Annotated in this window: 26 protein-coding genes, 1 pseudogene and 1 riboswitch; of the genes and pseudogenes, 15 read left to right on the top strand and 12 right to left on the bottom strand. The window is 68.2% G+C overall.

The features are described from left to right. Window positions 1–5 precede the first annotated feature (5 nt). The 3 genes from ACQ86G_RS18430 to ACQ86G_RS18420 all read left to right on the top strand — a co-directional run bounded on the left by ACQ86G_RS18430 (window position 6) and on the right by ACQ86G_RS18420 (window position 2,291). Complete coding sequence (locus tag ACQ86G_RS18430; RefSeq protein WP_431256674.1) at window positions 6–734, top strand: type 1 glutamine amidotransferase; 729 nt, start codon at window positions 6–8, stop codon at window positions 732–734. Window positions 735–911: 177 nt separating this feature from the next. Continuing rightward, window positions 912–1,421, top strand: a complete 510-nt coding sequence (locus ACQ86G_RS18425) for a hypothetical protein (RefSeq protein ID WP_431256673.1) — start codon at window positions 912–914, stop codon at window positions 1,419–1,421. Between the two features lie 138 nt (window positions 1,422–1,559). Further along, entirely contained in the window at window positions 1,560–2,291 is a 732-nt protein-coding gene (locus tag ACQ86G_RS18420; RefSeq protein WP_431256672.1) for a glutamine amidotransferase, read from the top strand. On the opposite strand, the gene ACQ86G_RS18415 is transcribed toward ACQ86G_RS18420, so the two are convergent. The 11 genes and pseudogenes from ACQ86G_RS18415 to kdpF all read right to left on the bottom strand — a co-directional run bounded on the left by ACQ86G_RS18415 (window position 2,273) and on the right by kdpF (window position 15,462). Further along, the gene (locus tag ACQ86G_RS18415; protein WP_431256671.1) at window positions 2,273–3,421 is read right to left on the bottom strand and encodes an AAA family ATPase; all 1,149 of its coding nucleotides are present in this window, start codon (window positions 3,419–3,421) and stop codon (window positions 2,273–2,275) included. The genes ACQ86G_RS18420 and ACQ86G_RS18415 overlap by 19 nt on opposite strands. A gap of 20 nt (window positions 3,422–3,441) precedes the next feature. Further along, entirely contained in the window at window positions 3,442–4,386 is a 945-nt protein-coding gene (locus ACQ86G_RS18410) for an RNA ligase family protein (RefSeq protein ID WP_431256670.1), read from the bottom strand. A 517-nt stretch (window positions 4,387–4,903) separates the two neighbouring features. Next, window positions 4,904–5,827: a TIGR03571 family LLM class oxidoreductase gene (locus tag ACQ86G_RS18405; protein WP_431256669.1), complete on the bottom strand. Its 924-nt coding sequence runs from the start codon at window positions 5,825–5,827 to the stop codon at window positions 4,904–4,906. Continuing rightward, a complete protein-coding gene (locus tag ACQ86G_RS18400) occupies window positions 5,824–6,096 on the bottom strand; it encodes a hypothetical protein (protein WP_431256668.1) in 273 nt (90 codons plus the stop codon). Before ACQ86G_RS18400 ends, ACQ86G_RS18405 begins: the two co-directional genes overlap by 4 nt. Before the next feature lie 120 nt (window positions 6,097–6,216). Further along, window positions 6,217–6,924, bottom strand: a complete 708-nt coding sequence (gene kdpE / locus ACQ86G_RS18395; protein ID WP_431256667.1) for a two-component system response regulator KdpE — start codon at window positions 6,922–6,924, stop codon at window positions 6,217–6,219. Window positions 6,925–6,978: 54 nt separating this feature from the next. Then, window positions 6,979–9,777 carry a DUF4118 domain-containing protein gene (locus ACQ86G_RS18390; protein ID WP_431256666.1) on the bottom strand — a complete coding sequence of 933 codons (2,799 nt, stop codon included), beginning with the start codon at window positions 9,775–9,777 and terminating at the stop codon, window positions 6,979–6,981. Window positions 9,778–9,813: 36 nt separating this feature from the next. After that, window positions 9,814–10,662, bottom strand: coding sequence for a TorF family putative porin (locus ACQ86G_RS18385; RefSeq protein ID WP_431256665.1), 849 nt, complete (start codon window positions 10,660–10,662; stop codon window positions 9,814–9,816). 5 nt (window positions 10,663–10,667) lie between these two features. Beyond that, window positions 10,668–11,291 carry a potassium-transporting ATPase subunit KdpC gene (kdpC, locus tag ACQ86G_RS18380; protein WP_431256664.1) on the bottom strand — a complete coding sequence of 208 codons (624 nt, stop codon included), beginning with the start codon at window positions 11,289–11,291 and terminating at the stop codon, window positions 10,668–10,670. A gap of 16 nt (window positions 11,292–11,307) precedes the next feature. Next, window positions 11,308–13,390, bottom strand: a pseudogene (gene kdpB, locus ACQ86G_RS18375) (potassium-transporting ATPase subunit KdpB). Between the two features lie 187 nt (window positions 13,391–13,577). Beyond that, window positions 13,578–15,371: a potassium-transporting ATPase subunit KdpA gene (gene kdpA / locus ACQ86G_RS18370; RefSeq protein ID WP_431256663.1), complete on the bottom strand. Its 1,794-nt coding sequence runs from the start codon at window positions 15,369–15,371 to the stop codon at window positions 13,578–13,580. A gap of 1 nt (window position 15,372) precedes the next feature. Then, the gene (kdpF, locus tag ACQ86G_RS18365; protein ID WP_088406789.1) at window positions 15,373–15,462 is read right to left on the bottom strand and encodes a K(+)-transporting ATPase subunit F; all 90 of its coding nucleotides are present in this window, start codon (window positions 15,460–15,462) and stop codon (window positions 15,373–15,375) included. Window positions 15,463–15,860: 398 nt separating this feature from the next. Between kdpF and aspT the strand changes: the two genes are divergently transcribed. The 7 genes from aspT to ACQ86G_RS18330 all read left to right on the top strand — a co-directional run bounded on the left by aspT (window position 15,861) and on the right by ACQ86G_RS18330 (window position 22,476). Continuing rightward, a complete protein-coding gene (aspT, locus tag ACQ86G_RS18360) occupies window positions 15,861–17,546 on the top strand; it encodes an aspartate-alanine antiporter (RefSeq protein WP_431256662.1) in 1,686 nt (561 codons plus the stop codon). A gap of 22 nt (window positions 17,547–17,568) precedes the next feature. Next, entirely contained in the window at window positions 17,569–19,191 is a 1,623-nt protein-coding gene (locus ACQ86G_RS18355; protein WP_431256661.1) for a bifunctional aspartate transaminase/aspartate 4-decarboxylase, read from the top strand. Between the two features lie 281 nt (window positions 19,192–19,472). Next, window positions 19,473–20,591, top strand: coding sequence for an ABC transporter substrate-binding protein (locus tag ACQ86G_RS18350; RefSeq protein ID WP_431256660.1), 1,119 nt, complete (start codon window positions 19,473–19,475; stop codon window positions 20,589–20,591). Window positions 20,592–20,656: 65 nt separating this feature from the next. Further along, a riboswitch (Fluoride riboswitch) is annotated at window positions 20,657–20,725 on the top strand. Between the two features lie 58 nt (window positions 20,726–20,783). Next, complete coding sequence (gene crcB / locus ACQ86G_RS18345) at window positions 20,784–21,167, top strand: fluoride efflux transporter CrcB (protein WP_431256659.1); 384 nt, start codon at window positions 20,784–20,786, stop codon at window positions 21,165–21,167. Between the two features lie 95 nt (window positions 21,168–21,262). Next, a complete protein-coding gene (locus ACQ86G_RS18340) occupies window positions 21,263–21,637 on the top strand; it encodes a TonB C-terminal domain-containing protein (RefSeq protein WP_431256658.1) in 375 nt (124 codons plus the stop codon). A 378-nt stretch (window positions 21,638–22,015) separates the two neighbouring features. After that, window positions 22,016–22,198 (top strand): hypothetical protein, encoded by a 183-nt coding sequence (locus tag ACQ86G_RS18335; protein WP_431256657.1) that lies wholly within the window; start codon window positions 22,016–22,018, stop codon window positions 22,196–22,198. Next, entirely contained in the window at window positions 22,195–22,476 is a 282-nt protein-coding gene (locus tag ACQ86G_RS18330; protein WP_431256656.1) for a DUF2141 domain-containing protein, read from the top strand. Before ACQ86G_RS18335 ends, ACQ86G_RS18330 begins: the two co-directional genes overlap by 4 nt. Window positions 22,477–22,494: 18 nt before the next feature. Here ACQ86G_RS18330 and ACQ86G_RS18325 read toward each other — a convergent pair whose 3' ends face one another. Beyond that, window positions 22,495–22,881: a VOC family protein gene (locus ACQ86G_RS18325; protein WP_431256655.1), complete on the bottom strand. Its 387-nt coding sequence runs from the start codon at window positions 22,879–22,881 to the stop codon at window positions 22,495–22,497. 81 nt (window positions 22,882–22,962) lie between these two features. On the opposite strand from ACQ86G_RS18325, the gene ACQ86G_RS18320 reads away from it, so the two are divergent. The 5 genes from ACQ86G_RS18320 (at window position 22,963) to ACQ86G_RS18300 (ending at window position 26,879) form a co-directional block, all read left to right on the top strand. After that, window positions 22,963–24,231, top strand: coding sequence for a PrpF domain-containing protein (locus ACQ86G_RS18320; RefSeq protein WP_431256654.1), 1,269 nt, complete (start codon window positions 22,963–22,965; stop codon window positions 24,229–24,231). 38 nt (window positions 24,232–24,269) lie between these two features. Beyond that, on the top strand, window positions 24,270–24,626 hold the full coding sequence (locus tag ACQ86G_RS18315) for a hypothetical protein (RefSeq protein ID WP_431256653.1): 357 nt from the start codon (window positions 24,270–24,272) through the stop codon (window positions 24,624–24,626). 179 nt (window positions 24,627–24,805) lie between these two features. Next, window positions 24,806–25,240: a hypothetical protein gene (locus ACQ86G_RS18310; RefSeq protein WP_431256652.1), complete on the top strand. Its 435-nt coding sequence runs from the start codon at window positions 24,806–24,808 to the stop codon at window positions 25,238–25,240. A gap of 218 nt (window positions 25,241–25,458) precedes the next feature. Then, window positions 25,459–26,235 carry a hypothetical protein gene (locus ACQ86G_RS18305; protein WP_431256651.1) on the top strand — a complete coding sequence of 259 codons (777 nt, stop codon included), beginning with the start codon at window positions 25,459–25,461 and terminating at the stop codon, window positions 26,233–26,235. A gap of 23 nt (window positions 26,236–26,258) precedes the next feature. Then, window positions 26,259–26,879 (top strand): immunity protein Imm33 domain-containing protein, encoded by a 621-nt coding sequence (locus tag ACQ86G_RS18300; protein WP_431256650.1) that lies wholly within the window; start codon window positions 26,259–26,261, stop codon window positions 26,877–26,879. Window positions 26,880–26,982 lie beyond the last annotated feature (103 nt).

Raw genomic sequence — 26,982 nt, 5'->3', positions numbered from 1 at the left:
TTCGCATGAGACCGGTGTTGATCCTCCAGCACGAACCCGCACAAGGTCCGGGTTACCTCCTCCAGTGCCTGCGCGCGCACGACGTGCCGGTGCATCTGCTGCGGCCCGACCTGGGCGACACCCTGCCGCGGACGGCGGGCGCGTTCAGCGGCCTGGTGCTGCTGGGCAGCGACCACGGCGTCAACGACGGCACGCCCTGGATCCGGGCGGAGCAGGCGTTGCTGATCGATGCGCTGCGGCACAGCCGGCCGATCCTCGGCCATTGCTTCGGCGCGCAGCAGCTGGCGCGCGCGATGGGTGCCGGCGTGGCCCGGAATCCGCGTCCCGACATCGGCTGGCGCGAGCTGTGGATCACGCCGGCCGCGCGCGGGCTGTTCGGCGGCGAGGAGCGGCTGCTGAGCTTCAACTGGCACTACGACAGCTTCCAGATCCCGGCCGGCGCGACACGGACGTTGTTCGGCTCGAACTGCCTGAACAAGGGGTTCTCGCTGGGACCGCACATCGGGCTCCAGAGCCACCTGGAAGTGACCGAGCAGGGCCTGCGCGACTGGTGCGCGCACGGACGCGAGGAATTGCGACGCGGTCGCGGCGTGACGGTGCAGAGCGAGACCGAGATCCTCACCGCCCTGCCCGAGCGCCTCGCGCGACTGCGCGGCGCCGCCGCCAGCGTCTACCACCATTGGATCGGGCAACTGGATCGGCCGCCGGTCTTCGGCCGCGCACGGGCGGCGTGACCTGGCGGCGTGACCGGACGGATCCCGGGATGAATCCGGGGGACCGACCCGGGAAACCCCGCCCCCGGCCCTCCCCCATCCGACCGATGCGCGCGCCCCGGCCCACCCCCTAACGTGCCTGGAGGGGCGCGCCGCGCTCCAGCCCGCCGCGGCGACGCGGCTCAGCAAGGAGCACGCATGTTCGGTCTGACCCTTCTTGGCGCCGTGCATACGGCGTTCGCGATCGTCGCCCTCGTGGCCGGCTACGCCTTGATCCTCCGCAACGGCCGCATCGACGGGCAGTCGGCGTTCGGGCGCGCCTACCTCTGGTGCACGGTCGTCACCTGCCTGACGGCCTTCGGCATCTTCCGCCATGGCGGTTTCAACATTGCGCACGTGCTGGCGATCGTCACCCTCGTCGCGCTGGCCATCGCCGTTGCGGCGCATCGGACGCGTTTCCTCGGCGGCCTCTCGCCGTACGCGGAAACACTGGGCTACAGCTTCACGCTGTTCTGCCACATGATCCCCGGCCTGAACGAGACCTTCACCCGCGTGCCCGTCGGCGCCCCGCTGTTCACCGGGCCCGACGACCCGGCGCTGCAGAAGGTGATCAGCGTCGTGTTCCTGCTCTTCCTGATCCTCATGGCCGTGCAGGCCTGGCGCATCCGCAAGGGGTCGGCGTCGGGACGGCTGCCTCATCCTGCCTGAGCCGGCCTGAGCCGGTCCGATGCTGGACGATGGGATGCGTCGATTGGACGATCGGATGCGTCCCGACCGGCGACGGGCGTGGCGGACGCCGATACTGCGCGGGTTCCCACCCGCTCGCGCGCCTGACGCGCCACGCCGATGCCCACGTCCAAGACCGTCCTCGCCGTCCGCCACCTGGCTTTCGAAGACCTCGGCCTGCTGCGGCCGGTGCTGGCAGAGCGCGGCTTCGATCGTTTCGTCACGCTGGACGCCGGCGTCGACGACCTGCGCGACGTGGACCTCGAGGCGGTCGATCTGCTGGTCGTGCTCGGCGGTCCGATCGGCGCCTACGACGATGCGCTCTATCCGTATCTGAACGACGAGCTCGCGCTCATCCGCCGCCGTCTCGCGTCGCGTCGGCCGCTGCTGGGCGTCTGTCTCGGCGCCCAGTTGATGGCGCGGGCGCTCGGCGCCGCCGTGCGGCCGATGGCGCACGGCCAGAAGGAGATCGGCTTCGCACCGCTGACGCTCACCGACGCCGGCCGCGACTCCGCGCTGGCGCCGCTCGCTGGCGGGCAGCCGGTGCTGCACTGGCACGGCGACCAGTTCGAGATCCCCGACGGCGCCGCGACGCTCGCGACGACGCCGCTCTGCCCGAACCAGGCCTTCGCGATCGACGGCTTCGCGCTCGCGCTCCAGTTCCACCTGGAGAGCGATCCCGCGCGTCTGGAGCAGTGGCTGATCGGCCACGCGGGCGAACTCGCGCAGGCGCGCGTGCCGCTCGACACGCTGCGCCGCGACGCCGCCGCGCACGGCGCGGGGCTGCTTGCGGCGCTGGGCGAGGTCGTCGACCGCTGGATGGCGGGCTGGCCTCAATCGGCCGGGCAGTAACGCACCGTGTGCGCCTCCGTCGGCACCGGCAGTTCCCACTTGCGCAGCATCCCCTGCAGCGCGCTGTTGGACAGCGACGTATCCCGCCGGTCGTTGCGACGCAGCAGTTCCGCGCGCGGGCGTTCGAGGTAGACGATCTCGACCTGCGCGCCGTAGGCGAAGAGCAGGTCCAGCGTCTTGTCCCGCATCTGCTGGCTCAGGTGGGTCGCGTTCCACACGAACGGCGCGCGCTCGCGCAGCAGCGCCTTCGCCTTGTCCACCGCCGCGTGCGCGACCTTGCCTTCGTTCTGCCCGTGCCGGAGTCCGAGCGCCGTTCGGGCGTCATCGAAGGACACGACCGGTTGATCGCGCCGATGCGCCGCCACCCACGTGTCCTTGCCCGACGCGGGCAGGCCGCACATCACCGTCACGCGGGCGCCGGGCTCCTGGAACAGCGCGTAGTCGGGATGCACGTCCGCGCCGCGGAAGTAGCTGACCCGCGTGTGCGCATCCGCGAACGCCCGCGGCCGGCCGTAGCAGCCCTCCTCGCGCGCGAGTTCGCGGAAGAGCTCGATGTGGTCGAGCACCCGGTCGCGGTCCTGGCAGACGCGGCCGCGCATGTCCGCCTCGGCCAGCGCCGCCAGCAGCGGCAGGCTCAGCCGGCAGGACAGCTCGCGCACGATGAACTCGGGGGACAGGCCGCGCTTCGAATCGGCCAGCGCGAAGAACGGCACCTGGTGCACGGCGATCAGGCGGCACACGGCCTCGCGCTGCTCGAACGGCATGCCGACATCCCACAGCAGCACGCGCGCGTCGATCGCGCCCATGCGGGAGTGGCCCGGCTGGCCGATGGCGCCGGTCACCGGATCGATCACCGTCGTCGCGTGCTTGGACACGTCGTGGAGCAACGCGGCCAGGAACAGCACCTCCTGGTCGGCTCGGCTCGCGGCCTGATAGTCAGGCAAGGCGAGCAGTTCCTCGATCACCATCATCGTGTGCGTCCAGACGTCGCCCTCGGCGTGATAACGCGGATCCTGCGGCGTGGTCTTCGCCAGTTCCAGCACCGGGAACGCGGCCAGGCAGGCCGCGAAGTCCGCGGACTTGTCCGCTTCGGGCACCAGGGCCTGGATGTCTTTCCATTGAATATTCATGATTCTCTCCTCCGTCCTCTTCAGGGACATCGGTGGTCGTGATCGCCGCGTGGGGCGTCGCGTCGGGCATCGCGTGACGCGCCGCGCGACGCAGCCATTGCCTTCAACGCCGCCAGCGACGTGATCGTCTCCAGTCCGAGATCGCCCCACGTCACCGTGGGCCGCTCGGCGAAGAGGTCCGCGCCCGGCGCCAGCGCGTTCGGCAGGATCGGCCGGCGGGCATGGTGGCTCTCGCTGTCGAGGATGGTCTGCGTGAAGGACGGCCTCACCAGCTTGAAACGCCCGAGCACCTGCTGGTCGTCCTCGACCTTCAGGTAGAGGCCTTCGGACTGGTCGGCCTTGTCGGTCTGCTTCCAGCACAGGTCCAGCGGCAGCGATTCGCGCCGCGTCGCCGCCTCGAAGGCCTCGCGCCACCCGGACGACTTCGCCAGCGAGCGCGCCACCAACGCCCAGAGCAGCTTCGGATCGGTCGGCATCGGTCCCGCGTAGAGCACGGGCACCGGCAGCACCGGCGAGCCCGCGAGCAGCGCATGGCGACGCGGCGTCGACAGGAAGCGCGAAGTGACGCGGTCGTAGATGTCGAACTCGTTGAAGTAATGCGGCAGCCGGTCGTACCAGACGCTGTGCTTGGCGTAGGCCCACTCGCCGTAGAGGACGTAGCGGTCCTCGAGGCGCTCGATCAGCCGATGCTCGTGCGCCAGCGCCCAGATCTTCATCGGGTTGAACTGGCGCTCGCCGAACCCGCCGATCAGGTAGTGGCCGCGCGATTGCAGCAGCAGGTCGCCGCCGTCGCTGAAGGAGATGCCGGCGTTGGCACCGTCGAGTTTCTCCTCGATGACGACGTGACAGCCGTCGAGTGCCGCGAGCGGCATCTGGTCATGGGCGGAGTCGCCCGCCTGCAGGCGGCTGCCCGCGAGGTGCGCCGTGCGCGGATAGCGCAGCAGCGGCAGGGATTGCAAATGCATGAGGTCCGTCACCCGCCGCGTTGTTGGCGCGGGCGGGTCCTGGTGGAGTCAGGGAACCGACGGACGTGTCGCAGGCGCGGTCGAGTCGCCGCCGGTCCGATGGACCGGGCGGAGTCGCTGGGGAAGTCGCGGGAGGTGTCGTGCGCCACCGGCCTCATGGCAGGCGTCGGGGCGTCAGGAACCGGTGCCGCAGCCTTCGCGGGCGCAGACGGCGCCGACACGATGCTGCAGGGAAGCAGTCGTCGGCAATCAGCAGTGGATGGACGTACGGGTCTTCATCGGGGCACCTCCGGACAGGAAAGAGGTTGGAACGCGCGCGGACGGAGCCGTCCGGCGTGGGCGCGATTCTTCCATCGCGGCTTCGACACCGTCAACCCATGAGGAACGGCACTGACGCCTCGATCCGACACCCGGACAGGGGACGCGCCGCCCAGTACGACGCCACGCCACCCCACCCCACCCCATGCGATGCCATGCCATGCGAGGAGATGCGATGCAACGCGTGAAGCGCCGCGGCTCAATCGTTGTCCGCGAGTCGCGTCAGCACGTCCTCGCCCAACTCCTCAATCACCTCGCGCGCCGACCGTCCTCGCCCGAGGTTGAACAGCACATGGGCAACGCCCATCGCCTGCAGGCGACGCAGGTAGGCGATGAGCGCGCGGCGTCCCGTGCGCAGCCCCAGTTCGAGCGGCTCCGACGCGGCGGCCGGATCGGCGAGCAGCTCGAGCTGCACCGACTGCACGAACGGCTTCGCGCCGACGCCCTTCTGTTCGAGCGCACGTTGCCACAACTCGATGCGGCCCTCCTGCCGCGCTTCCTCGCGGTGATAGGTCGCCCACGCATCGGCATGCGTCGCGGTCCACTGCAGCGACTGCCGGGCCGAGCCCACGACGATCATCGGGATGCGCCGCGACGGAGCCGGCAGGACGGGGAAGCCCCCGGTCGCCTCGATCACCGCGGCACGGTCGCCGGCGTCGGGCGACAGCGCCGCGCGCACGACGGCCCAGCGGCTGCGGAAGGTCTCCGCGCGATGGTCCAGGTCTTCGCCGAAGGCCGCGAACTCCGCGGGCCGGTCCCCCGATCCCATGCCGAGGACGAAGCGCCCGCCGCTGAGCCGGTCCAGCGACAGCGCGGCCTTCGCCACATGCAGCGGATGCCGCAGCGGCAGCACGATGGCGGCGGTGCCGACGGCGATCTCGCGCGTCGCGCCGGCCAGGGCGCCCAGCCACAGGAAAGGATCATCGAGCGCGCTGGCGGTGTTGTCGCTGCCCTGCGGCACCATCAGCGGGACGTCGCGCGTCCACAGCGCCGCGAAACCGAGCCGGTCCGCGAGCGCGGCCAGCGCGAGCGCCTCGTCGACGTCGGCCATCCGATCGGGGCTCGCGTCGACGGGCGTCATCAGCCCGACCGTCAGCCGGCCGGGCTGGAAGACCGGTCTCACTTGGTCTTCTGCTGCACCACCTTGGCGTAGTCCGCCTGCAGCTTGCTCATGAAGTCGGTGGTGACGCGGAACTGCTGCTCATGGAACTCGATCAGCTTCTGGAACTGGTCGGCGGCGACCTCGAAGGGCGCGCCTCCCGCGCGCATCGAATCCAGGATCGCCTTCTGCGAGGCGAGCACCGTGCTCCATGCGGCGTAGTTCTGTTCGAACGCCTTCTTCGACTGTTCGAAGAAGGTCTTGGCGAGTTCGACCTGGGCCTGCTGAATCATGAGATGTCTCCTTGTTGAGCGGTGTCGACCGGGGAGGTCGGGTCGGCGCCCCGATGCGGGCGTGCGGCCAATGCTACAGGCCATGGGGACATCGTGCGCGGGGCACGGGCATGACACCGCTCAGGGCATCAGCCGATACCCCACCCCGGTCTCCGTCAGCAGGTGCTTCGGGCTGGCCGGTTCGGCCTCGAGCTTCTGGCGCAGGTTGCCCATGTAGACGCGCAGGTAATGGTTCTGCTCGACCTGCGACGGTCCCCAGACCGCCTTCAGCAGCTGGCGGTGCGTCAGCACCTTGCCGGCGTTGCCGATCAGGTGGCTGAGCAGGCGGTACTCGATCGGCGTGAGGTGCACGTCCTCGCCGGCCCGACGCACGCGGCGCGCGGCCAGGTCGATCTCGACGTCGCCGAAACGGAAGACGGGGTCCTGCTGCTCGCTCGCCCGCGCCTGGTTGCGGCGCAGCGCGACGCGCACCCGCGCCATCAGCTCGCCGACGCCGAAGGGCTTGCTCAGGTAGTCGTCGGCGCCATGGTCGAGGGCCGTGATCTTGTCGTCCTCGGCGCCGCGCGCCGAGAGCACGATCACCGGCACCGCCGACCACGCGCGCAGGTCGCGCAGGAAGTCCTGGCCGTCGCCGTCGGGCAGCCCCAGGTCGAGGATGACCAGGTCCGGCCGCCGCGTGCCCGCATCGATCAGGCCCTGGCGCAGCGTGCCGGTCTCGTGCACGGCCCAGCCCTCGCCTTCCAGGGCCAGGCGCACGAAGCGGCGGATGTTGGGTTCGTCCTCGACGATCAGCGCCACGGGGACGACGCTTGTCTGCAGCTCGGTCACGGTTGACTCACGGTTGACTCAAGGTTGACTCACGATGGACAGAAGGCTGGACGCTCACGGGTGGAATTCGCCGTCTTCATCGAAGGCCGGCAGCGCCGGCGGCTCGCCCAGCGGCAGCGCCAGGCTGAAACGCGCTCCGCCCTGCGGCGTCGCGCGCTCGGCCCAGATGCGGCCACCATGGGCCTGCATGATGGCACGGCAGATCGCCAGACCCAGGCCCACGCCGGGCAGGTGCGACTCGCTGTGGCCGCGCGTGAATTTCTCGAACAGCGCCTCCTCTCGGCCCGGCGGCAGGCCGGGGCCGTTGTCCTCGACGGACAGGCGCATCTCGCCGGAACCGCCCACACCGTTCTCACCCGTCGCGTCGTTCGCACCAGTCGCAGCGTGCGTCCGCGCGATCACGCGGATCTCGCTCCCCGGCGGCGTGTACTTCGCGGCGTTCTCCAGCAGGTTGGCCAGCACGCGCTCGACGAGCACCGCATCCAGTTCCACCAGCGGCAGCGTCGCCGGCACGTCCAGCACCACACGGTGACGCGCCAGCGCCGCGCCCATCAGCTGCAGGCTGCTGCCGATGACCTCGTCCACCGGCTGCCACTGCCGGTTGAGTTTCAGGGCGCCGCTCTGCAGCCGCGCCATGTCCAGCAGGTTGTGCACCATCGCGTTGATGCGCAGCGACTGCTGCTGGATCGCCAGCGCGGTCTCGGCGGCGCCGGGGTCCGGCGCGCGCGTCGTCAACCGTTCGGTCAGCGTCTCGGCCAGCCCCTGCAGCGCCGCGAGCGGCGTGCGCAGGTCGTGCGACAGCGCCGACAGCAGCGAATTGCGCAACCGTTCCGATTCGATCTGCAGCAGCGCCTGCTGCGCGACCTCGACATAGTGCACGCGCTCCAGGGCCTGTCCCGCGATTCGCGCAGCGGTCTCCAGCTGCGCGCGGCGCTCCGGCAGCATCAGCGTCTGTGCGTCGCCGGGTCGCAGCGCGAGCACGCCGCGCGTACGCATCGGCGCGCGCAGCGGCAGGTAGAACCATTGGCTGCCCGGCAGCGTGTCGGTGCCCAGGCCCGCGGCCTGCTCGTGATCCAGCGCCCAGCGCGCGGTGCCGGAATCGGACCGATCACCGATCGACAGTGTCTGCTCCGTCGGCGACGGCTGCAGCCGGTCGTCGTCGTCCAGCACATGCAGCAGCGCCCGTCCGCCGAACTGGACCGCGAGCTGCTGCTCCGCCGTGGCGATCACCTGCTCGGTCTGCAGCGCGCCGGCCAGCTCGCGGGTCAGCTCGAAGAGTCCCCGCGCCCTCGCCTCGCGCTCCGACGACACACGCGCTTCGTAGCGCAGCCCCGCCGTCAACTGGCCGGTGATCAGGCCGACCGCCAGCATCACGACGAAGGTGATCACGTATTGCACGTCGCTGACCGCCAGGCTCAGCCTCGGCGCGACGAAGAGGAAGTCGAACAGCGCCACGCTGAGGAAACTCGCCAGCACGGCCGGCCCGCGCCCCCAGCGCATGGCCACACCCATCACGCCGAGCAGGAACAGCATGACGATGTTGTCGTTGGCGATGCGGTGCGACAGCGGCCAGCAGAGCACGGCCACGCCGACGCAGGCCAGCGTCGCCCAGAGGTAGCGGCGCGGCGCGGCGCCGAACGTCGGCCCGGGAACGGCCTCGCTGCTGCGCTGCGTCGCGGACGCGCCGACCTGGATCAGGTCCAGCTCCGGCGCCGCGCGCCCCAGGTGCGCCGCGAGGTCACGGCTGCCCCAGCGGCGCAACGACGAGGACGAGGGCGGCGCGCCCCGTCCCATCAGCAGCTTGGACAGGTTGTGCTCGCGCGCGTAGTCGGCCAACGCCTGCGCCGGGTCCTGCGCGGACAGCACCGCCGTCGTCGCGCCGAGGTCCTGCGCCAGCCGTACCACGCGCAGGCTGCGCTCGCGCCGAGCGTCGGGCAGGCGGTGCAGCGCCGGCGTCTCGACATAGACCGCATGCCAGCTCACCGCCAGCTGCTGCGCCAGTTGCGCGGCGCTGCGCACGATGGATTCGGCCTCGTCACCGGGACCGATCGCGCAGAGGATCGAGGCCTCGGTCTTCCACACGGCCGCGATGCGCTCGTTGCTGCGCCAGGCCTGCACGTCGTCCTCGACGCGGTCGGCCGTGCGGCGCAGCGCGAGCTCGCGCAGCGCCATCAGGTTGCCCTTGCGGAAGAAATGCTGGCCGGCGCGCTCGGCCTGCGCACCCTGGTAGACCTTGCCGGCCTTCAGCCGCGCGAGCAGCTCGTCGGCCGGCGTGTCGACCAGCACGACCTCGTCGGCGCGGTCGAAGAAGGTGTCGGGCAGCGTCTCCTGCACCCGCACGCCGGTGATGCCGCCGACGACGTCGTTGAGGCTCTCCAGGTGCTGGACGTTGACGGTCGTGTAGACGCTGATGCCGTTGGCGAGCAGCTCCTCGACGTCCTGCCAGCGCTTCGGATGCCGCGAGCCGGCGACGTTGGAATGCGCCAGCTCGTCGACCAGGATCAGCGCGTCCGGCTGGTCGCGCAGGCGCTCGAGCGCGCCGTCGAGGTCGAACTCCGGCAGCGCCCGGCCACGGTGGTCGACCTGCCGCATCGGCAGACGAGGCAGCGGCGGCACGCCGTCGAGCAGCGCGGCGGTGTCGGCCCGGCCATGCGTCTCGACGACGCCGATCAGCGGCGCCCTTCCCTGGTCCGCCAGATGCCGGGCAGCCTGCAGCATCGCGAAGGTCTTGCCCACGCCCGCCGACGCCCCGAAGTAGATGCGCAGCCGGCCGCGCGACTGCGCCTCCTCCTGCTGACGGATCTGCGCCAGCAGGTTGTCGGGGTCAGGTCTTTCGTCAGCGGCGCTCGGCATCCGGCGATTCTCTCCCTGTCAGGGGCTCAGGGAACATCAGAACGTCTTGGAGACGCTCAGCACGACGCCGGTATCGCCCAGGCGTTTCGCCCGCGCCGCGGCGGAGTCGCCCGCCTGATACAGCGCCTTGTCCGCGTCGGTGCCGACGACGGCCAGGCCCAGCGTCAGTCCGCCCAGGTCCTTCAGCTCCCCGGTCACGGACAGCTTCCAGTCGGTGTAGGACAGGTCGCCGTACTTGCGCATCCACAGGTGACCGACGTGCACGCCGGCGTTGAAGCCCTGCCCCAGCTCGAACCCGTAGTTCAGGTCCAGGTAGGCCGTGCCCTTGGACGAGCCCTTGGCCGGCAGCGCGCTGAAGTAGGCGTAGCCGGCGGTCTCGCTGTCCAGGCCGAAGTAGTCGGTCGCGGCGACCGACAGCTTGGCCGAGAACGCGCCCGCCGTGACGGCGGCGTAGAGGTCGACGTTGTCGTACTTGTTGGAGGTCGGCTGGCCGGGGGCCGCATTCAGGCGCGCGCCGGGATAGACGTAGGCCAGCGCGCCGACGTCCAGCGTGACGCTGTCGGTCACCGGCAGCTTGTAGCCGCCGTACAGGTCCCACTCCATGCCCGCACCGTTGTTGTAGCTGTTGCCCGAGACATTGGACGCCCAGGTGCCCAGGTACAGGCCGCTGGCGTGGCTGTAGTCGAAGCCGGCCTGCACGGCCGGGCGCTTCCACGTCTGGCTGATGCCGCGGAAGCGGTAGTCGCTGACGAAGGCGACGTTGCCGGTGAAGGTGTGCCCGGGCGTCGGCGCGGGCGCCGCGGCGGCGGCTTCGCCCTCCGCGCGCGCGGCGGCATGCAGGAAGCAGGAAGAGATCAGGAACAGCGAGAGAAGACGGGTTTTCATGAATTTCAATGAGCAGGTTGCGCCTTGTCGAGCGCGAGATTGAGCTTGAGCACGTTCACGCGCGGCTCGCCGAGCACGGCGAGGTCGCGGGCCTCGGTGTTGGCCTGGATCAGGCGCTGCACGGCCTCGACCGGCAGGCCGCGTTCGCGGGCCACGCGGGCGGCCTGGTAGCGCGCAGCGGCCATGCTGATGTGCGGGTCCAGGCCGCTGGCCGAGGCGCTGACGAGGTCGACCGGCACCGGCGCGGTGTTGCCCGGATCGGCGGCCTTGAGGGCATCGATGCGGCCCTTCACCGCGTCGACCAGCGCCGGATTCGTCGGGCCCTGGTTGGAGCCGCTCGACCCGGTGGCGTTGTTGGCCATCGGGCCGGTGGCCGACGGGCGGCCCCAGAAGTAGCGCGGCGACGAGAAGTTCTGGCCGATCAGCTCGGAGCCCACGACCTTGCCGTCCTGCAGGATGAGGCTGCCCTCGGCCTGGAACGGGAACATGGTCTTGGCGACGCCGGTCACCAGCGCCGGATACAGCAGGCCGGTGACGGCGCTCAGCAGCACGAAGCCGACGAGCGCGGGACGCAGCATGCGCAGCGGCGAATGTGACGACGACTGGGAAGTGGATGGCGTGGTTGTCATGAGGGATGTCTCCGCGTCAAACGAGGTGGAGCGCGACCAGCAGCAGGTCGATCGCCTTGATGCCGACGAAGGGCACGATCAGGCCGCCGAGGCCGTAGATCCACAGGTTGCGGCGCAGCAGCGCGGCCGCGCCGATGGGCCGGTAGGCGACGCCCTTGAGCGCCAGCGGGATGAGCGCGACGATGATCAGCGCGTTGAAGATGACGGCCGACAGGATCGCGGACGACGGGCTGTGCAGGCCCATCACGTTGAGCGCGGCCAGCTGCGGGTACACGCCCAGGAACATCGCCGGGATGATGGCGAAGTACTTGGGCCACGTCGTTGGCGATCGAGAAGGTCGTCAGCGAGCCGCGCGTCATCAGCAGCTGCTTGCCGGTCTCGACGATCTCCAGCAGCTTGGTCGGGTTCGAATCGAGGTCGACCATGTTGCCGGCCTCCTTCGCGGCCTGCGTGCCGCTGGCCATCGCCACCGCCACGTCGGCCTGCGCCAGCGCGGGGGCGTCGTTGGTGCCGTCGCCGGTCATCGCGACCAGGCGGCCTTCGGCCTGGTAGTCGCGGATCAGCTTGAGCTTGGCCTCCGGCGTCGCCTCGGCGAGGAAGTCGTCGACGCCCGCCTCGGCCGCGATCGCCGCGGCGGTGAGGCGGTTGTCGCCGGTGATCATCACCGTGCGGATGCCCATCTTGCGCAGCTGCGCGAAGCGTTCCTTGATGCCGCCCTTGACGATGTCCTTGAGCTCGACCACGCCCAGCACGCGGGCCTGGCCGTCGTTGAGATCGGCCACGACCAGCGGCGTGGAGCCACGGCGCGCGACTTCCTCGGCCACCGCGGTGACCTGCGCCGGCATCTGGCCGCCATGCAACTCGACGAAGCGGCGGATCGCCTCCACCGCGCCCTTGCGCAGCTGGCGCTTCGGATGCTCCGGATCACCGAAGTCCACGCCGCTCATGCGGGTCTGCGCGGTGAACGGGACGAAATGCGCCTGCAGCGTCGCCAGCTCGCGCTCGCGCAGGTTGAAGCGCTGTTTGGCCAGCACGACGATGGAGCGGCCTTCCGGCGTTTCATCCGCCAGCGAGGCGAGCTGGGCCGCGTCGGCCAGCAGCTGCTGCTGCAGCGTCGGGGCCGGCAGGAACGCGCTCGCCTGGCGGTTGCCCAGCGTGATCGTGCCGGTCTTGTCGAGCATCAGCACGTCGACGTCGCCGGCGGCCTCGACCGCGCGGCCGGAGGTGGCGATCACGTTGGCCTGCATCAGCCGGCTCATGCCGGCGACGCCGATCGCGGACAGCAGGCCGCCGATGGTCGTCGGGATCAGGCACACGAGCAGCGACACCAGCGCGGTGATCGACACCACGGTGCCGGCGCCGGCCGCCTCGACCGCGAACAGCGAGTACGGCAGCAGCGTCACGGTGACGACCAGGAACACCAGCGTCAGCGCGACCAGCAGGATGGTCAGCGCGACCTCGTTGGGCGTCTTCTGGCGCTTGGCGCTCTCGACCATCGCGATCATGCGGTCGAGGAAGGCCTCGCCCGGATTGACGGCGATGCGCACGACGACCCAGTCCGACAGCACGCGGGTGCCGCCGGTGACGGCCGAGAAGTCGCCGCCGGATTCGCGGATCACCGGCGCGGATTCACCGGTGATGGCGCTCTCGTCGACCGAGGCGACGCCTTCGATGACCTCGCCGTCCAGCGGCACCAGGTCGCCGGCCTCGACCAGCACGACGTGGCCCTTGCGCAGTTCCTCGGAGGCGACCGGATGCCAGGACGAGCCGTGGCGCGGCGTCTCGAGCTTCTTCGCCCAGGTCTTGGCCTTCAGGCCGCGCAGCGACGCGGCCTGCGCCTTGGAACGGCCTTCGGCCAGCGCCTCGGCGAAGTTGGCGAACAGCACGGTGAACCACAGCCACAGCGCAATCGCGAGCATGAAGCCGGGGCCTTCGGCGCCGGCCAGTGCCGGATTGGCGAAGCTCGCCAGCCACAGGCCGGTGGTCAGGATGCTGCCGGCGTAGACGACGAACATCACCGGGTTGCGCAGCTGCGTCGACGGCGCGAGCTTGATGAACGAATCGCGGATCGCCGGCTTCACCAGCGCCGGGTCCCACATGCCGGTCTTCGCGTTGGCGCGCGGCGGCTGCGGATCCTGTCCTTGCGGACCTTGCGGGCCGGAAGATCCTTGGGGACCTTGCGGTCCCGTGGCGACCTTGGCGCCGCCGAGGACCTCGGTGCGGGCGGAGGCCGGCACCGACGTATGGAGGGTCTTGAGTTGATTGGTCATGATGGGCTCCGAAGGGTCACTTCCAGAGCATCAGGTGCTCGACGACGGGACCCAGCGCGAGCGCGGGCACGTAGTTCAGCAGGCCGACCAGGAGGACGGTGCCGATGAGCAGGACGACGAACAGCGGGCCGTGGGTGGGCAAGGTGCCCTCGCCCACGGGGATGCGCTTCTTGGCGGCCAGGCTGCCGGCGATGGCCAGCACGGGGACGATGACCAGGAAGCGGCCGAGCCACATCGCGATGCCGAGCAGCGTGTTGTAGAACGGCGTGTTGGCGGACAGTCCGGCGAAGGCGCTGCCGTTGTTGTTGGCCGCCGAGGTGAAGGCGTAGAGGATCTCGCTGAAGCCGTGCGCGCCGGGGTTGGCGATGCCGGCCTTGCCGTCGCCCGCCAGGACCGCGATGGCGGTGCCCGCGAGCACGACGATCGGCGTGACGAGGATGGCGACGGCGCTCATCTTCATCTCGAAGGGCTCGATCTTCTTGCCGAGGTACTCCGGCGTGCGGCCGATCATCAGGCCGGCGATGAAGACGGCCAGGATCGCGAAGACCAGCATGCCGTAGAGACCCGTGCCGACGCCGCCGAAGACGACCTCGCCGAGCTGCATCATCACCAGCGGCACGGCGCCGCCGATGGGCGTGAAGCTGTCGTGCATCGCGTTGACCGCGCCGCAGGAGGCGGCCGTGGTCACGACGGCGAACAGCGAGCTGGCCGAGATCCCGAAGCGCGTCTCCTTGCCTTCCATGTTGCCGCCGGCCTGGAGCTCGGTGGCCTGGATGTCGACGCCCTGCGCGGCCACCAGCGGGTTGCCGGCCTGCTCGGCGGGCGTGGCGATCAGCACGCCGACGATGAACAGCGTGCTCATCGCGGCCAGGATCGCGGCGCCCTGCCGGCGGTCGCCGACCAGTTGCCCGAAGCTCAGGCACAGCGCGGCCGGGATCACGAAGATCGCCACGATCTGCAGCAGGTTGGTGAACGGCGTCGGGTTCTCGTACGGATGCGCCGAATTGGCGTTGAAGAAGCCGCCGCCGTTGGTGCCCAGCATCTTGATGGCTTCCTGCGACGCGACCGGGCCCATCGCGAGGGACTGCTCCTGCGTGTGCTGGCGCTCCATCACGGGCTCGCCCTGGGCGTCCTTCATCGGCTGGCCGTCGGCGCCGAGCTTGGGCGTCTGGTAGTCCTGCGCCTCGACCGTCTGCACGGTTCGGTAGCCGTCGAAGTTCTGGATCACGCCCTGCTGGACGAAGACGACCGCGAACACGATGGACAACGGCAGCAGCAGCCACAGCGTGCAGCGGGTCATGTCGGCCCAGAAGTTGCCGACGTGGCCGGACAGGCGCGAGGCGAAGCCGCGGATGAGCGCGAACACCACGGCGATGCCGGTGGCGGCGGACAGGAAGTTCTGCACCGTCAGCGCGAGCATCTGCGTGAGGTAGCTCATCGTCGACTCACCGCCGTAGCCTTGCCAGTTGGTGTTGGCGACGAAGCTGATGGCGGTGTTGAACGACGAGTCCGGGCTGATCGCGCCCATCCCCTGCGGGTTGAGCGGCAGCACGCCCTGCAGGCGCTGCAGCGCGTAGACGGCGATGACGCCGATGAAGTTGAAGATCAGCAGCGCGATGGCGTACTGCTTCCAGCCCATGCCTTCCTCCGGCTTGATGCCGGCTAGGCGAAAGATCGGTCGCTCGATCGCCGCGATCCATCCGGGCATCTGCCCCTTGGCGAGCGCGGTGATCCAGCGGGCCAGCGGCCAGGCGAGCAGCAGCGTGACGGCGAGGTAGAGGGCCAGGTTGGCCCAGGCGAGGTTCGTCATGTCAGAACTCCTCCGCCCGCCACAGGGCGACCAGGAGATAGACGAACAGACCGGCGGAGATGGAACCGGTCAGCCAGTAGAGCGCGCTCATGGCTTGGCCTCCAGGCGATGGCTGGCCACGGCCAGGCCCACCGCCACGAGGAACAGCACGACGCTCAATCCGAGAAAGAGTGCATCCATTTTTTACGGTCCCATGCCCTCTCGATTGAGGGCGGGATGGGATGGATGGACTCTAGGAACGGGCGCGTCAAGGGGCTGTAGAAGCTGGGCGGCCGGGTATCAAGATTTCATAAAGACGGCGTGGGTGATCCCGTTCGCTCCTCGCCAGACCCAGCCAGCCCCCGCCAGACCAGACCAGACCTGACCCCATGACCCCATGACCCGATGACCCGATTAGCCCGCCTCGTCTGTCACCGGAATCGCCCCGAAGGGGGTATCGCCCCCACGGCGACCCGTTGATAGGCTGCATTTCACAAACCGGGAGCCAGCGTGACGTTCATCCAATCCGTCCTGCACCAATCCCCCGAACTCGCGCTGTTCCTGTCCCTGGCCCTGGGCTACTGGATCGGCAAGTTCAAGTTCGGCTCGTTCCAGTTGGGCGGCGTCGCCGGATCCCTGCTGGCCGCGGTGGTCATCAGCCAGGTCGGCGTCCACATCGACTCCGGCATCAAGGCCATCCTGTTCGCGCTGTTCATCTACGCGGTCGGCTTCGAGAGCGGCCCGCAGTTCTTCCGCTCGCTGGGGCGCCAGTCCTTGCGCGAGATCTCGATGGCGGCCGTCCTGGCGCTGTCGGGACTGGTGACGGTGCTGGTCATCGCCCGGGTGTTCGGACTGGACAAGGGCCTCGCCGCCGGCCTGGCCGCGGGCGGGTTGACGCAGTCGGCCATCATCGGGACGGCGGGCTCCGCGATCGACAAGCTCGGCCTGTCCGCCGAAGCGGCCCAGACGATGCAGGCCAACGTGGCCATCGGGTATGCGGTGACCTACATCTTCGGCTCGTTCGGCGCCATCATCGTCTGCGTGAACCTGCTGCAATGGTTCATGAAGCGCGACATCCGCGAGGACGCGCAGCAGGCCGAGCAGGCGCAACTCAAGGGCATGCGCCTGTATGCGGCCGACGAGTCGAGCGCGCTGCCGGACATCGTCGGCCGGGTCCTCCGCGTCACGCAGACCGGCCTGACCGTGAAGGCAGTGGAGAACAGCGGCCCGGTGGGCACCGTGACGGTCGAGCGCGTGCGACGCGGCGGCGCCGAGATCGGCGTCACCGGCGAGATGGCGCTGGAGGCCGGCGACCTGATCCTGCTCGTGGGGCGACGCTCCGCCGTCGTGGCGCAGGCCGGCGCAATCGGCAAGGAGGAGCCGCACACCGGGGACATGGAACTGGTGATGGTCAAGCGCGACGTGTCCATCGCCAACCCGCAGTACCTGAACCGCCCGGTTGCCGAGATCGTCGCCACCCTGTCCGAGGGCCTGCGTCACGGGGTCTATGCGCTCGCGTTGCTGCGAGGCGGCGCCCCGGTGCCGATCCGGCCGGACACGGTGGTGCTGCCCGGCGACCTGGTCACCCTCTTCGGCGCCAGCGCCGACCTCCAGCGCGCGGCGCAGTCGGTCGGGCCGGTGATCCTGCCCAGCGACAAGACCGACTTCGTCTTCCACGGCTTCGGCATCACGGTGGGTCTGCTGATCGGCCTGCTGGTGGTGCGCGCCGGCCCCGTGCCCATCACGCTGGGCAGCGGCGGCGGCGCGCTGCTGAGCGGCCTGCTCTTCGGGTGGTGGCGCAGCCGCCGCCATACCGCCGGCAACCTGCCCACGGCGGCCTCGGCGCTGATGCGCGACCTGGGCCTGGCCGGCTTCGTCGCGATGGTCGGGCTGCAATCGGGCCAGCAGGCCGTGCACACCATCCTGGACCAGGGCTTGAAGCTCTTCCTGCTCGGCGTCCTGGTCACGGTGATCCCGCTGCTGATCGCGATGATCGTTGGCCGCTACGTGCTGCGCTACGACAACGTGGCCGTCTTCGCCGGCGCACTGACCGGCGCCCGCAGCGCCAACCCCGCGTTCGGCGAGGTGCTCGACAAGGCCGGCAACAACGTGCCGACGGTGCCCTTCGCCATCACCTATGCCCTGGCCAACGTCTTCCTGACGTTGCTGGGTCCGCTGATCATCGCCTTCGCCTGAGGCCTCACTGGAGACAGCCGCCATGACTGGAAACGGACCGACTGACCACGGAAAGAAGAACTTCGCCTCGCTGAGCCCGTTCGAACTCAAGGACGAGCTGATCAAGCTGGCCTCGTCCGGCAAGAGCAACCGCGCGATGCTCAATGCGGGCCGAGGCAACCCCAACTTCCTGGCCACGACACCGCGCCGGGCGTTCTTCCGCCTCGGACTGCTCGCCGCGGCGGAGTCGGAGCTGTCCTATTCCTACATGACGCAGGGCGTCGGCGGCCTGGCCAGCATCGAGGGCATCGAGGGCCGCTTCGAGCGCTTCGTCAGCGAGCACAAGGACCAGGAAGGCGTGCGTTTCCTCGGCAAGACGCTGAGCTACGTCCGGGACCAGCTGGGACTCGACGCGACGGCCTACCTGCACGAGATGGTCGACGGCATCCTGGGCTGCAACTATCCGGTGCCGGGCCGCATGCTGCGCGTCGCCGAACAGATCGTCGGCCACTACCTGAGCCGCGAGATGACGCAGTCGACGATCGCGCCCAGCCAGATGGACGTGTTCGCGGTGGAAGGCGGCACCGCCGCGATGGCCTACATCTTCAACAGCCTGCAGAGCAACGGGCTGCTCAAGGCCGGTGACAAGGTGGCGATCGGGATGCCGGTCTTCACGCCGTACATCGAGATCCCGCACCTGGAGCAGTTCTCGCTGGAGATCGTGCCGCTGAACGCCGACCCGCAGGCGGGCTGGCAGTACCCCGATGCCGAGCTCGACAAGCTCAAGGATCCCGCCGTCAAGGTGTTCTTCTGCATCAACCCGAGCAACCCGGCCTCGGTCTGCCTGGACCGCCGCAGCCACGACCGGATCCAGGCGCTCGTCAAGGAGGAGCGGCCGGACCTGATGATCATCACGGACGACGTGTACGGGACCTTCGCCGACGAGTTCCAGTCGGTGTTCCAGACCTGCCCGGCCAACACGATCCTGGTGTACTCCTATTCGAAGTATTTCGGGGCGACCGGCTGGCGGCTGGGCGCGGTCGCGATGCACAAGCAGAACATCTTCGACGCGGCGCTGGCGCGGGCGCCGGAGAGCGAGCGGCAGCGTCTGCACCGGCGGTACGAGTCGATCACCGTCGACGTCGAAGGCTTCAAGTTCATCGACCGCATGGTGGCCGACAGCCGGGTGGTGGCGCTGAACCACACGGCGGGACTGTCGCTGCCGCAACAGGTGCAGATGACGCTGTTCTCGCTGTTCGCGATGATGGACGAGCACGACGCCTACAAGGCGGCGCTGAAGAAGCTGATCCGCCGCCGGGACACGGCGCTGCACGGCGCGCTGGGCGTGGAACTGGCGCACGACCCGCTCTCGGTCAACTACTACACGCTGCTGGACGTCGAGGACATCGCCGCCAGGCTGTACGGGCCGGCGTTCGCCAAGTGGGCCGTCCAGCAGTCGTCGACCGGCGAGCTGCTGTTCCGCGTCGCCGAGGAGACCGGCATCGTGCTGCTGCCTGGACGGGGCTTCGGCGCCACGCGGCCGTCGGCGCGCGCTTCGCTGGCCAACCTGAACGAATACGAGTACACGGCCATCGGACAGGCGCTGCGCAAGTGGGCGGACGAGCTGCATGCCGCCTACGTCCAGCAGCATCCCGCCGGCGGATGAGGACTCGACGACGCTGGCGACCGGCCTGCGCCAGGGTGCCGGCGGCGTGGCGACGTGGCGGCACCGCAGGTCAAGCCCTTCCCCGGGCCCGCTCGGGTCCGGAATCGATCAACCCCTGGCCCCGGGGGTTCGTGTTTCAATGTGAAAGCGGCGTGAAGTTGTCCACGGTCAATACGGATACGCGGGCGATGTAGCAGGGATGTGGCTACTGCATACACGTCTGGTCACCGCCTTCGGGGAAGATTGCGGGTTTTCCAGAAGTGCCAGGACGTCTTCCCGCCATGAACCGCCGCCACCTGCTCCAGAACTTCGCCGCCCTCGCGGGCGCCGGCAGCCTGCCTGCCTTCGCCGACAACTCGCGCATCCTGCTGGGCCAGTCCGCGCCTTTCAGCGGCCCGGCGAAGGAACTGGGGGAGCAGTTCAAGGAAGGCGCGATGCTGGTCTTCGACCAGGTCAACCAGCGCGGCGGCGTGAACGGCAAGCGCATCGAGCTGCGCAGCATGGACGACGGCTATGAGCCGGAGCGCTGCGCGGCCAACACGCGGCGCCTGATCGAGGACGGCGTCAACGCGCTGTTCGGCTACGTGGGCACGCCCACGACGCTGGCGGCGGTGCCGCTGCTGACCGCGGCGAAGATCCCGCTGGTGGCGCCGTTCACCGGCGCGGAGGCGCTGCGCACGCCGTTCAACCGCTTCCTGTTCCACATCCGCGCGTCGTACAACGACGAGGCGGCAGAGATCGTCAAGCAGATCACCTCGGTGGGCATCACGCGCGTGGCGGTGTTCTTCCAGAACGACGCCTACGGCCAGGCCGGCCTGGCGGCGGTGACCGCGGCGCTCAAGCAGCACAACCTGACCCCGGTGTCGCAGGGCACGGTGGAGCGCAACTCGGTGGACGTAGCGGCGTCGCTGACCTCGGTGATGGCCGGCAGGCCCGAGTGCATCGTGCAGGTGGCGGCGTACAAGTCCGGCGCGGCCTTCATCCGGGGCGCGCGCAAGGCCGGCTTCCTGGGCAACTTCTACAACTTCTCGTTCGTCGGCGCGCAGGCGCTGGCGGCGGAGCTGGGCAAGGATGCGCGCGGCGTGGTCGTGTCGCAGGTCGTGCCCTTCCCGTTCTCGGGCCTGACACCGATCGCCGGCGAATACCTGCAGCGCGTGAAGGCCGCGAAGGTGGACCCGAGCTACACCGGCATGGAAGGCTTCGTCGCCGCCAAGACGATGGTGGAAGGCCTGCGCCGCGCGGGCAACGACCCGTCGCCGTCCAACATCATCAGCGGCCTGGAGGCGCAGAGCCAGCTCGACCTGGGCGGCTTCTTCATCAGCTTCTCCGGTCAGAAGCACGCGGGTTCGCGGTACGTGGACATGACGATCCTCACGGAGGACGGGAAGGTCCGGCGCTGAGCGGGCGCTCAGCGGATCCGCCGCGGACTTGAGCCGATGGCGCCTGGCCGCGCCACGGCTAGAGTCATGCCCTTGGAGATGGCATACCTCCAGGAACCGCCGGCACCCCGCCGGCTGATGATGCCTACGACAGCCCGGCGCATGGCTTCGTAGGAACTCGCTGTCCGTCCGGGCCAATCAACAAGGACGGACATGGTGAATTCATTCTTCGCAGTGGTGGTGGGCGGCGCCCTCGGGTGCCTGTTGCGCTGGGGGCTGGGGCTCTCGCTGAACCTGCTCTTCCCCGCCATCCCACCCGGTACGCTGGCCGCCAACCTGATCGGCGGCTACCTCGTCGGCGTGGCCTTCGCCTACTTCGGCGCCCACCCGGAACTCCCCGCGCATTGGCGCCTCTTCGTCATCACCGGCTTCCTGGGAGGACTGACGACGTTCTCCAGCTTCTCCGCAGAAATCGTCCAGCTGCTCAGGACCGAGCGGCCCGCCTTGGCGGCGATCGCGGTGACGATGCATCTGGGCGGGTCGCTGCTGCTGACCGCGGCGGGGATCGTGACGGTGGGGTTCTTCAGGGGGCGGTGATGGTCTCGCCGGCCGCTTCGCAGCGGTAGCGGAATGCGGAATGCGGATACGCTAGCCGCTGCCCCACTGTGCCGATCAAGGCGCCTCCTCGAACAATGAAGCTTCTCTTCGCTTTGATTGCCTCCGTTACTGCGGTAGGTCTTTGCAGCGCGCAGGGCGTGTCAACACCCCAGGATGCACGCCAGCGCCCACCGTCGTTCAGTGACGTCTCCATCCCGTACGCCAAGCGCCTAGGCGATGCGATACGGTTTTACCTCCTTGATCCCGGTCCCGTATCTCCGGACTCCTTCAGCGAGGTGGAGATCAACGTCAAGGCAAGCGGAGAGATCACGTCATACAAGCTGATTCGCTCGGGAGGCTCTCCGCAATGGGAAGCTGCCGTCATCCGAGCCATGGCCAAAGCGGACCGCATTCCTCTTGATGTCGACGGAAAAGTACCCGCCTCTGTGATCCTGATGTTTCGCCCCTGAGCCTCAACCCCGGCTGCAGCCTGCCCATCGGCATTCCGTCACCGTCAAATGGACAGAGCATTCCTGAAACCTTTGCATCCAACCGACAGCAATACTTCCGGTAACGTGCGCGGGGCTCCTCGGATCAGCAGCGAAAGCGGTCCGTCTTTCCGACCATGAACATCAAACCCAGCTTGGGGACAGCCGCTGCGGCGGGCGCGTGGCTTGCGCTGTGGGGCGGACATCCAGCGCCGGCGGGAGCCAAATCCCGCTCACGCCGTTCCCCGTCGATTCACGCCCCTTCCTGCAGTTTCATCTGAAGCGCAAGGCCTGACCCCGGACGATTTCCTAGAGTGCGTCTCATCGACCCGATCCCTGGGTCGCCTCCTGGAGTCTCGAATGTCGATCCGCCCTGCCCGTTCCTCTGTCGCCGTCGCGCTCCTCGGCGCGGCCCTTCTGCTGGGAGCGCGGCCGGCGTACGCGGCCGACCTTGAGCTCGAGATCAGCGGCGTCACCGCCACCGGCGCGGACAGGCCCAGCCCGGTCCAGGTGGCCGCCTACGCCTCCCCGAGAGCTGGTTGAAGAAGCCCGTGGCGACCGCGAAGACAGCCTCGACGGAAGCTCGCGACGGCGTCATCAAGGTCCGTTTGAAGGGACTGCCCGAGGGGCCCGTGGGCATCGCGATCTACCAGGATCTCAACGGCAACGGCAAGCTCGACAGCAGCGTGATCGGCATCCCGATCGAGCCTTACGCGTTCTCGCGCCAGGCGCAGGGCAGCTTCGGTCCGCCGACCTTCGATCAGGCGGCGCTGCCCGCCGGCACGACGCGGCACGCGATCCGGCTGCCGGCGCAGCCGTGATCGCGCCGGACACGAGTGTCACGCCGGCGCTACCACCTCGACCTTGATCCGGTCCGGATCCTCGCAATATAGCGCGTAGTGGTCCGACCCGCCAGCATGGGGATACCGGTCCGCGTAGAGGGTCGCGTATCCGGCGGACTCGACCCATCGCGCGAGTTCGTCGACATGCGCCCGGGATTCGCCGCGGAATGCCAGGTGGTTGAGCCCGATCCGTCTGCGATGGAACCCGGCCGCCAGGTGCTCGCCCGGGGTCTGCACGAAGCACAGGCAGGTGGGGCCGCTGCGGTAGCTCACCCCGCCCGACCATCGTTGCGACTCCTCGTAGCCGAGCTGCCGCAGGAACGGCGTCCAGAATCGAAGTGAGTTCTCAAGATCGGAGACACCGATTTCCAGGTGATGGAGCACGTGCGCAAGCCAGAGCGGAGGAAGGCGCGAGTATCCGATGTCGCCTGCATTCGCACATGCGCTCATCGATGCGCGCGCCGCTTGAGGCGACTGAAGCCCGGACGGGATACGCTTCAGACTCCTCACCCCGAGCCTCCAGCAATGACCCAGCTTCCCCGCCCCCGTCTTCGCGGCAACACGTGGGAATTCCCCGTGCATCACATGCGCGGCGGCACCTCCACCGGGCTGGTGATCTGGGATCCCATTGCTCCGCAGGACCACGAGCTCCGCGAGGAGCTGCTGCGTCATCTGATGGGCGTCCCCCCGACAGGCGAGTGGCCCGGCAACCGACAGATCACAGGCCTGGGGCGAGGTCCGGCCACGAGCAACAAGGTCTTCTTCGCCTCGCTGGAAGACGGTGGCGCCGCGCCGCGCCTGATCAGCACGCTCGCCCAGCTGGCGTCGGACCACGGCCGCATCGACTGGAGCGTCAACTGCGGGAACATGTCCTCGGCCCTACAGCTCTGGGCCCTGGACACCGGCCTGGTGAATGGGCAGAACGCTGGCAAGAACGAGCTGGACATCCTGAACACCAATACCGGCGTCCTGACGACATCGCGCATGGTGATCGAGCCGGACGGGTCCTTCGCCACGGGCGAGATTCCCGGCGTGATGGGGCGCCACCCCGCGGTGGATCTCTTCCTGCATCGCCCGGCGGGCGCCAAGACCGGCGCCCTGCTTCCGACGGGTCAAGCGGTCGACGTCTTCCACGGCGTGCGCGCGAGCTGCGTGGACGTGGCGGTTCCCATGGTCATCATCCCCGCCGGCGAACTGGGGAAGACCGGCCACGAGTCCACGCGTGAACTGGCGGCGGACGTCGAGCTGATGCAGCGCCTGAGGGAGATCTGGGTCGAGGCCGGCTTGAAGATGCAGCTCCGCCGCAAGGATGGTCAGCCCATGACGGCGCAGGAGTTGCTGTTGAGCGAGACCATTCCCAAGGTCTGCATCATCGGCGCGTCCACCATCGGGGCCGACCTGGCCGTCCGGTACTTCACGCCTCAGACGGTGCATTCGTCGCTGGCGGTGTCGGGCGGCTGCTGCCTGGCCGCAGCGACGTTGATCCCCGGATCCGTCGCGCATGACCTGGCACCCAAGCAGGCATCAGCCTCGTTTTCCGAGATCGGTGTCGACATCGAGAATCCCGCCGGGGTCCTGTCGACGACCATCGTTGCCGCGCTTCGAGATGGTCAGCTCGACATCGAGTCTGCGGCCTATCAGCGCAGCGCTCAAGTGCTGCTCAGCGGGTTTGCGCCGGTCTATGGCGCGTCGATAGAGCTGCAGCGGGCACTTGAGCAAGTCGCTGGGGCCTGACCCCTGCAACTGAACTCCAAGTTGATCACCCACGCCGAATGAGCAAGTTCGACATTGAAGCCTACGCGCGGACAGATGTCAGCGCGGTCATTTCTGTACTCTCGGCGGCCCTTGGCCCAATTGCTTCGACAGACTCCCTAGGTGAAGGAGTGCAGTTCTTCGAGTTCGAGGCCGCGCCTGTCGTCGTATGGGAAAGCGAGGATCACTTTCTAAGTGTTTCGGTGGGTGGGGCGGCTCCTTGGACATCTTGCGTGGCGTTGGGCCGATTTCTGGCCGAGCGACTGCCATGCGCAGTGCGATGCGACCCTACGGCAGAGTTCCCGGAGGTCAGTCCATACTCGAATGTGTTCCTTGAGATCGAAGGCGGCAGGGAGCGTCTGGTTGCTTGGGGCTGATCTCGCCTTTGCGCTGCGGCGGCATCGCAGCGGAAGCTTTCTGTCGCTGTCATGAGCCTGGGCGATTGCACGCTGCCAGGCGCGGACGGAGGAAATGTCGGCTTGGGGTAAGCTGCATTCGCTCTGAGCGGCCCGATTTCAGGTTGCCAGGATTGGCCAACTCGTCAGTTGATCCGTACATGCGACGCAACATCCTCGTTCTCATTGCCCTGACTCCACTGGCTACCATGGCTGACGCGCTCTCGCAAGAATTCAAAGAAGGGCAGGTTTGGTCGTACCGAACGCGCTCAAACGATCAAGGCTCCACGCTGTTGATCAACAAGGTGGAGTTCGATGCAAAGCTCGGTTCCATCTTTCACATCAGTGTCAACGGAGTAAAGGTCAAGAACCGTCGCGCGCCCAGTGGCATTACGCAAAACCTTCCGCATTTCCCCGTGTCGAGGAAGACCCTCGATGACAGCGCTCTCAAACTAGTTGGCACCTCTGCGCCAAACCCGGACTACCGCGAGGGCTATGCAACTTGGAAGCAGGCGTTTGAAGCGGGGAACGCTGGCATCTTCACTATCCCAGTGGCGGAGATCGTTGACTTCATCGAGAAGGCAGTGAACCAGTGAGCGTCTAGCTAGGCTCCCTGGCATGAAGGCCTCCTTGCCTCGCGCTTGCGCTGCTCTCTATGGCCGGCCGCTCCACCCATCCAGACAGTCTGCGCCTCGCAAAGCGAGATGCCGAACTTGTCGCCTATCAGCGCAACGCTCCAGTGCCGCAACGCGCACTCGCGCAGCACACTGACGCCGCATAAGATCGACCGCCATTTTCAACAACCGGATTTGCGATGCCGACCTCCCCTGCGGACACGCGACGACTGTTTGAACAGGAGCTGCAACGACGTGGCATCGAATTCGGCATCGATCCGGAATCTGGTCGACATTCGTTGAGCATCGCTGAAACGGACCTCCTGGTCAGTCTCTCCAACTTGGAGAGAAGTCTGGGAGATGGCGATGACGTCGATCGCGTGGCCCGCTTCGTGGACACGGTCGTCGAAACGGGTTCGCACGGCACGGACGACCTGTCCGCTGAGCAGCTCTACTGGGCGATGGAGCCCAATGACTATGAAGAGCCCGCAGATTTTCGCGTTCCGCTGAGCGATCGGGTGGACCGGGTCCTGGTTCACACGTCGCCTGACGGCGGAACGATTCATTGGGTGAGTCACGACATGCTCGAGCAACTCGGCCTGAGCGAGACACAGGCGCAAGACATGGCGTTCGAGAACCTGGCGTCGAGCCTGCGGGAGGCCACGGTCGAATGGTCTGACGTAGACGGCGTTCGACTGGCTTATCTGAGCACTTCCCTGCCCTTCAAGGCGTCGCTGCTGCTTGCGCCCAATCTTCGGGAAGTCGTTCAGCACACGATCGGCTGGCCCGTTCTGGCAGTGGCGCCCGATCGCGACTTTCTCTATTTCTGGGCCGCGGAGCATGCCAACTTCGCCAGTCGCGTGGGCGCCGTCACCGTGCAGGAATATCAGGAAGCCGCCTACCCTCTCTCGACAGAAGTCTTCGAGATATCCGAGGAGGGATGCCGCGCCATCGGCGAGTTCCCTATTCCGGCCTGATGGGTACTCCTGAGCGGACGACCATGGTCGGCTTCAACTGGCAACTCGACGATCTCACCCACATCGCGGCGGAGCACAAGTACACCTTCTACAAGCCGTCGCCGGAAGTCCTCTCCAAGGTCTCGGTCGGCGAAGTCGTGAAGCTGATCTTCCGCGGTCCTGGCGACGACGCCAGCGAGGTTCATGTCGAGCGCATGTGGGTGCTGGTGGACGCTGTCAACCCCGGCGCGCGTTTCGAGGGCCGGCTGGACAACGATCCGTTTCACATCCGCGGTCTCCAGGCTGGTGATCCGGTGAGCTTCGAGGCGCGGCACATCATCAACACCGAGCACCACGATCCCCACGACGTCACAGCCAGGTACATCAAGCGCGCCTTCGTGACGAACCGAATCCTTCATGACGGACAGCCGATCCGCTTCCTCTATCGCGAGGCACCGGACGAAGAGAACGATAGCGGCTGGCGTTTCACGGCCGGCGACGAGACGGACGAGTACATGCAGGACACGGCCAACATCCGCTACGTGACGCTGGGCGCCGTGCTGTCGAAGGACGATTCGGTCCTCCACCTTCTGGACGAGCCGACGGGCTCGTCGTTCAAGCGAGATGACGTATCGGGGCTCTTCGTTGCAGATTCACGCGCTTGACGCGACCGTTCAACGGCATGGCGACCTCATGAGCCATCGGCAGGTCGCTCCACTGTCCATTCAGTAGCGAAACTACAATCAAAAACAAATCACCCGCTCCATA

The sequence above is a fragment of the Roseateles chitinivorans genome, from assembly GCF_050632145.1.
Lineage (GTDB): Bacteria > Pseudomonadota > Gammaproteobacteria > Burkholderiales > Burkholderiaceae_C > Roseateles > Roseateles chitinivorans_B.
This window is presented reverse-complemented; position numbering and strand designations above follow the sequence as displayed.

Bases quoted from the DNA above. Each gene is read 5' to 3' on its own strand.
- ACQ86G_RS18390 (WP_431256666.1), bottom strand. From the start codon at position 9,777: ATGCCGAGCGCCGCTGACGAAAGACCTGACCCCGACAACCTGCTGGCG.
- kdpA (WP_431256663.1), bottom strand. From the start codon at position 15,371: ATGACGAACCTCGCCTGGGCCAACCTGGCCCTCTACCTCGCCGTCACG.
- kdpF (WP_088406789.1), bottom strand. From the start codon at position 15,462: ATGAGCGCGCTCTACTGGCTGACCGGTTCCATCTCCGCCGGTCTGTTC.
- ACQ86G_RS18300 (WP_431256650.1), top strand. From the start codon at position 26,259: ATGGTCGGCTTCAACTGGCAACTCGACGATCTCACCCACATCGCGGCG.
- ACQ86G_RS18340 (WP_431256658.1), top strand. From the start codon at position 21,263: ATGAAGCTTCTCTTCGCTTTGATTGCCTCCGTTACTGCGGTAGGTCTT.
- ACQ86G_RS18385 (WP_431256665.1), bottom strand. From the start codon at position 10,662: ATGAAAACCCGTCTTCTCTCGCTGTTCCTGATCTCTTCCTGCTTCCTG.
- ACQ86G_RS18350 (WP_431256660.1), top strand. From the start codon at position 19,473: ATGAACCGCCGCCACCTGCTCCAGAACTTCGCCGCCCTCGCGGGCGCC.
- ACQ86G_RS18430 (WP_431256674.1), top strand. From the start codon at position 6: ATGAGACCGGTGTTGATCCTCCAGCACGAACCCGCACAAGGTCCGGGT.
- ACQ86G_RS18310 (WP_431256652.1), top strand. From the start codon at position 24,806: ATGCGACGCAACATCCTCGTTCTCATTGCCCTGACTCCACTGGCTACC.
- ACQ86G_RS18420 (WP_431256672.1), top strand. From the start codon at position 1,560: ATGCCCACGTCCAAGACCGTCCTCGCCGTCCGCCACCTGGCTTTCGAA.
- ACQ86G_RS18400 (WP_431256668.1), bottom strand. From the start codon at position 6,096: ATGATTCAGCAGGCCCAGGTCGAACTCGCCAAGACCTTCTTCGAACAG.
- ACQ86G_RS18415 (WP_431256671.1), bottom strand. From the start codon at position 3,421: ATGAATATTCAATGGAAAGACATCCAGGCCCTGGTGCCCGAAGCGGAC.
- crcB (WP_431256659.1), top strand. From the start codon at position 20,784: ATGGTGAATTCATTCTTCGCAGTGGTGGTGGGCGGCGCCCTCGGGTGC.
- ACQ86G_RS18305 (WP_431256651.1), top strand. From the start codon at position 25,459: ATGCCGACCTCCCCTGCGGACACGCGACGACTGTTTGAACAGGAGCTG.
- ACQ86G_RS18315 (WP_431256653.1), top strand. From the start codon at position 24,270: ATGAGCAAGTTCGACATTGAAGCCTACGCGCGGACAGATGTCAGCGCG.
- ACQ86G_RS18410 (WP_431256670.1), bottom strand. From the start codon at position 4,386: ATGCATTTGCAATCCCTGCCGCTGCTGCGCTATCCGCGCACGGCGCAC.
- kdpC (WP_431256664.1), bottom strand. From the start codon at position 11,291: ATGACAACCACGCCATCCACTTCCCAGTCGTCGTCACATTCGCCGCTG.
- ACQ86G_RS18335 (WP_431256657.1), top strand. From the start codon at position 22,016: ATGTCGATCCGCCCTGCCCGTTCCTCTGTCGCCGTCGCGCTCCTCGGC.
- ACQ86G_RS18425 (WP_431256673.1), top strand. From the start codon at position 912: ATGTTCGGTCTGACCCTTCTTGGCGCCGTGCATACGGCGTTCGCGATC.
- ACQ86G_RS18355 (WP_431256661.1), top strand. From the start codon at position 17,569: ATGACTGGAAACGGACCGACTGACCACGGAAAGAAGAACTTCGCCTCG.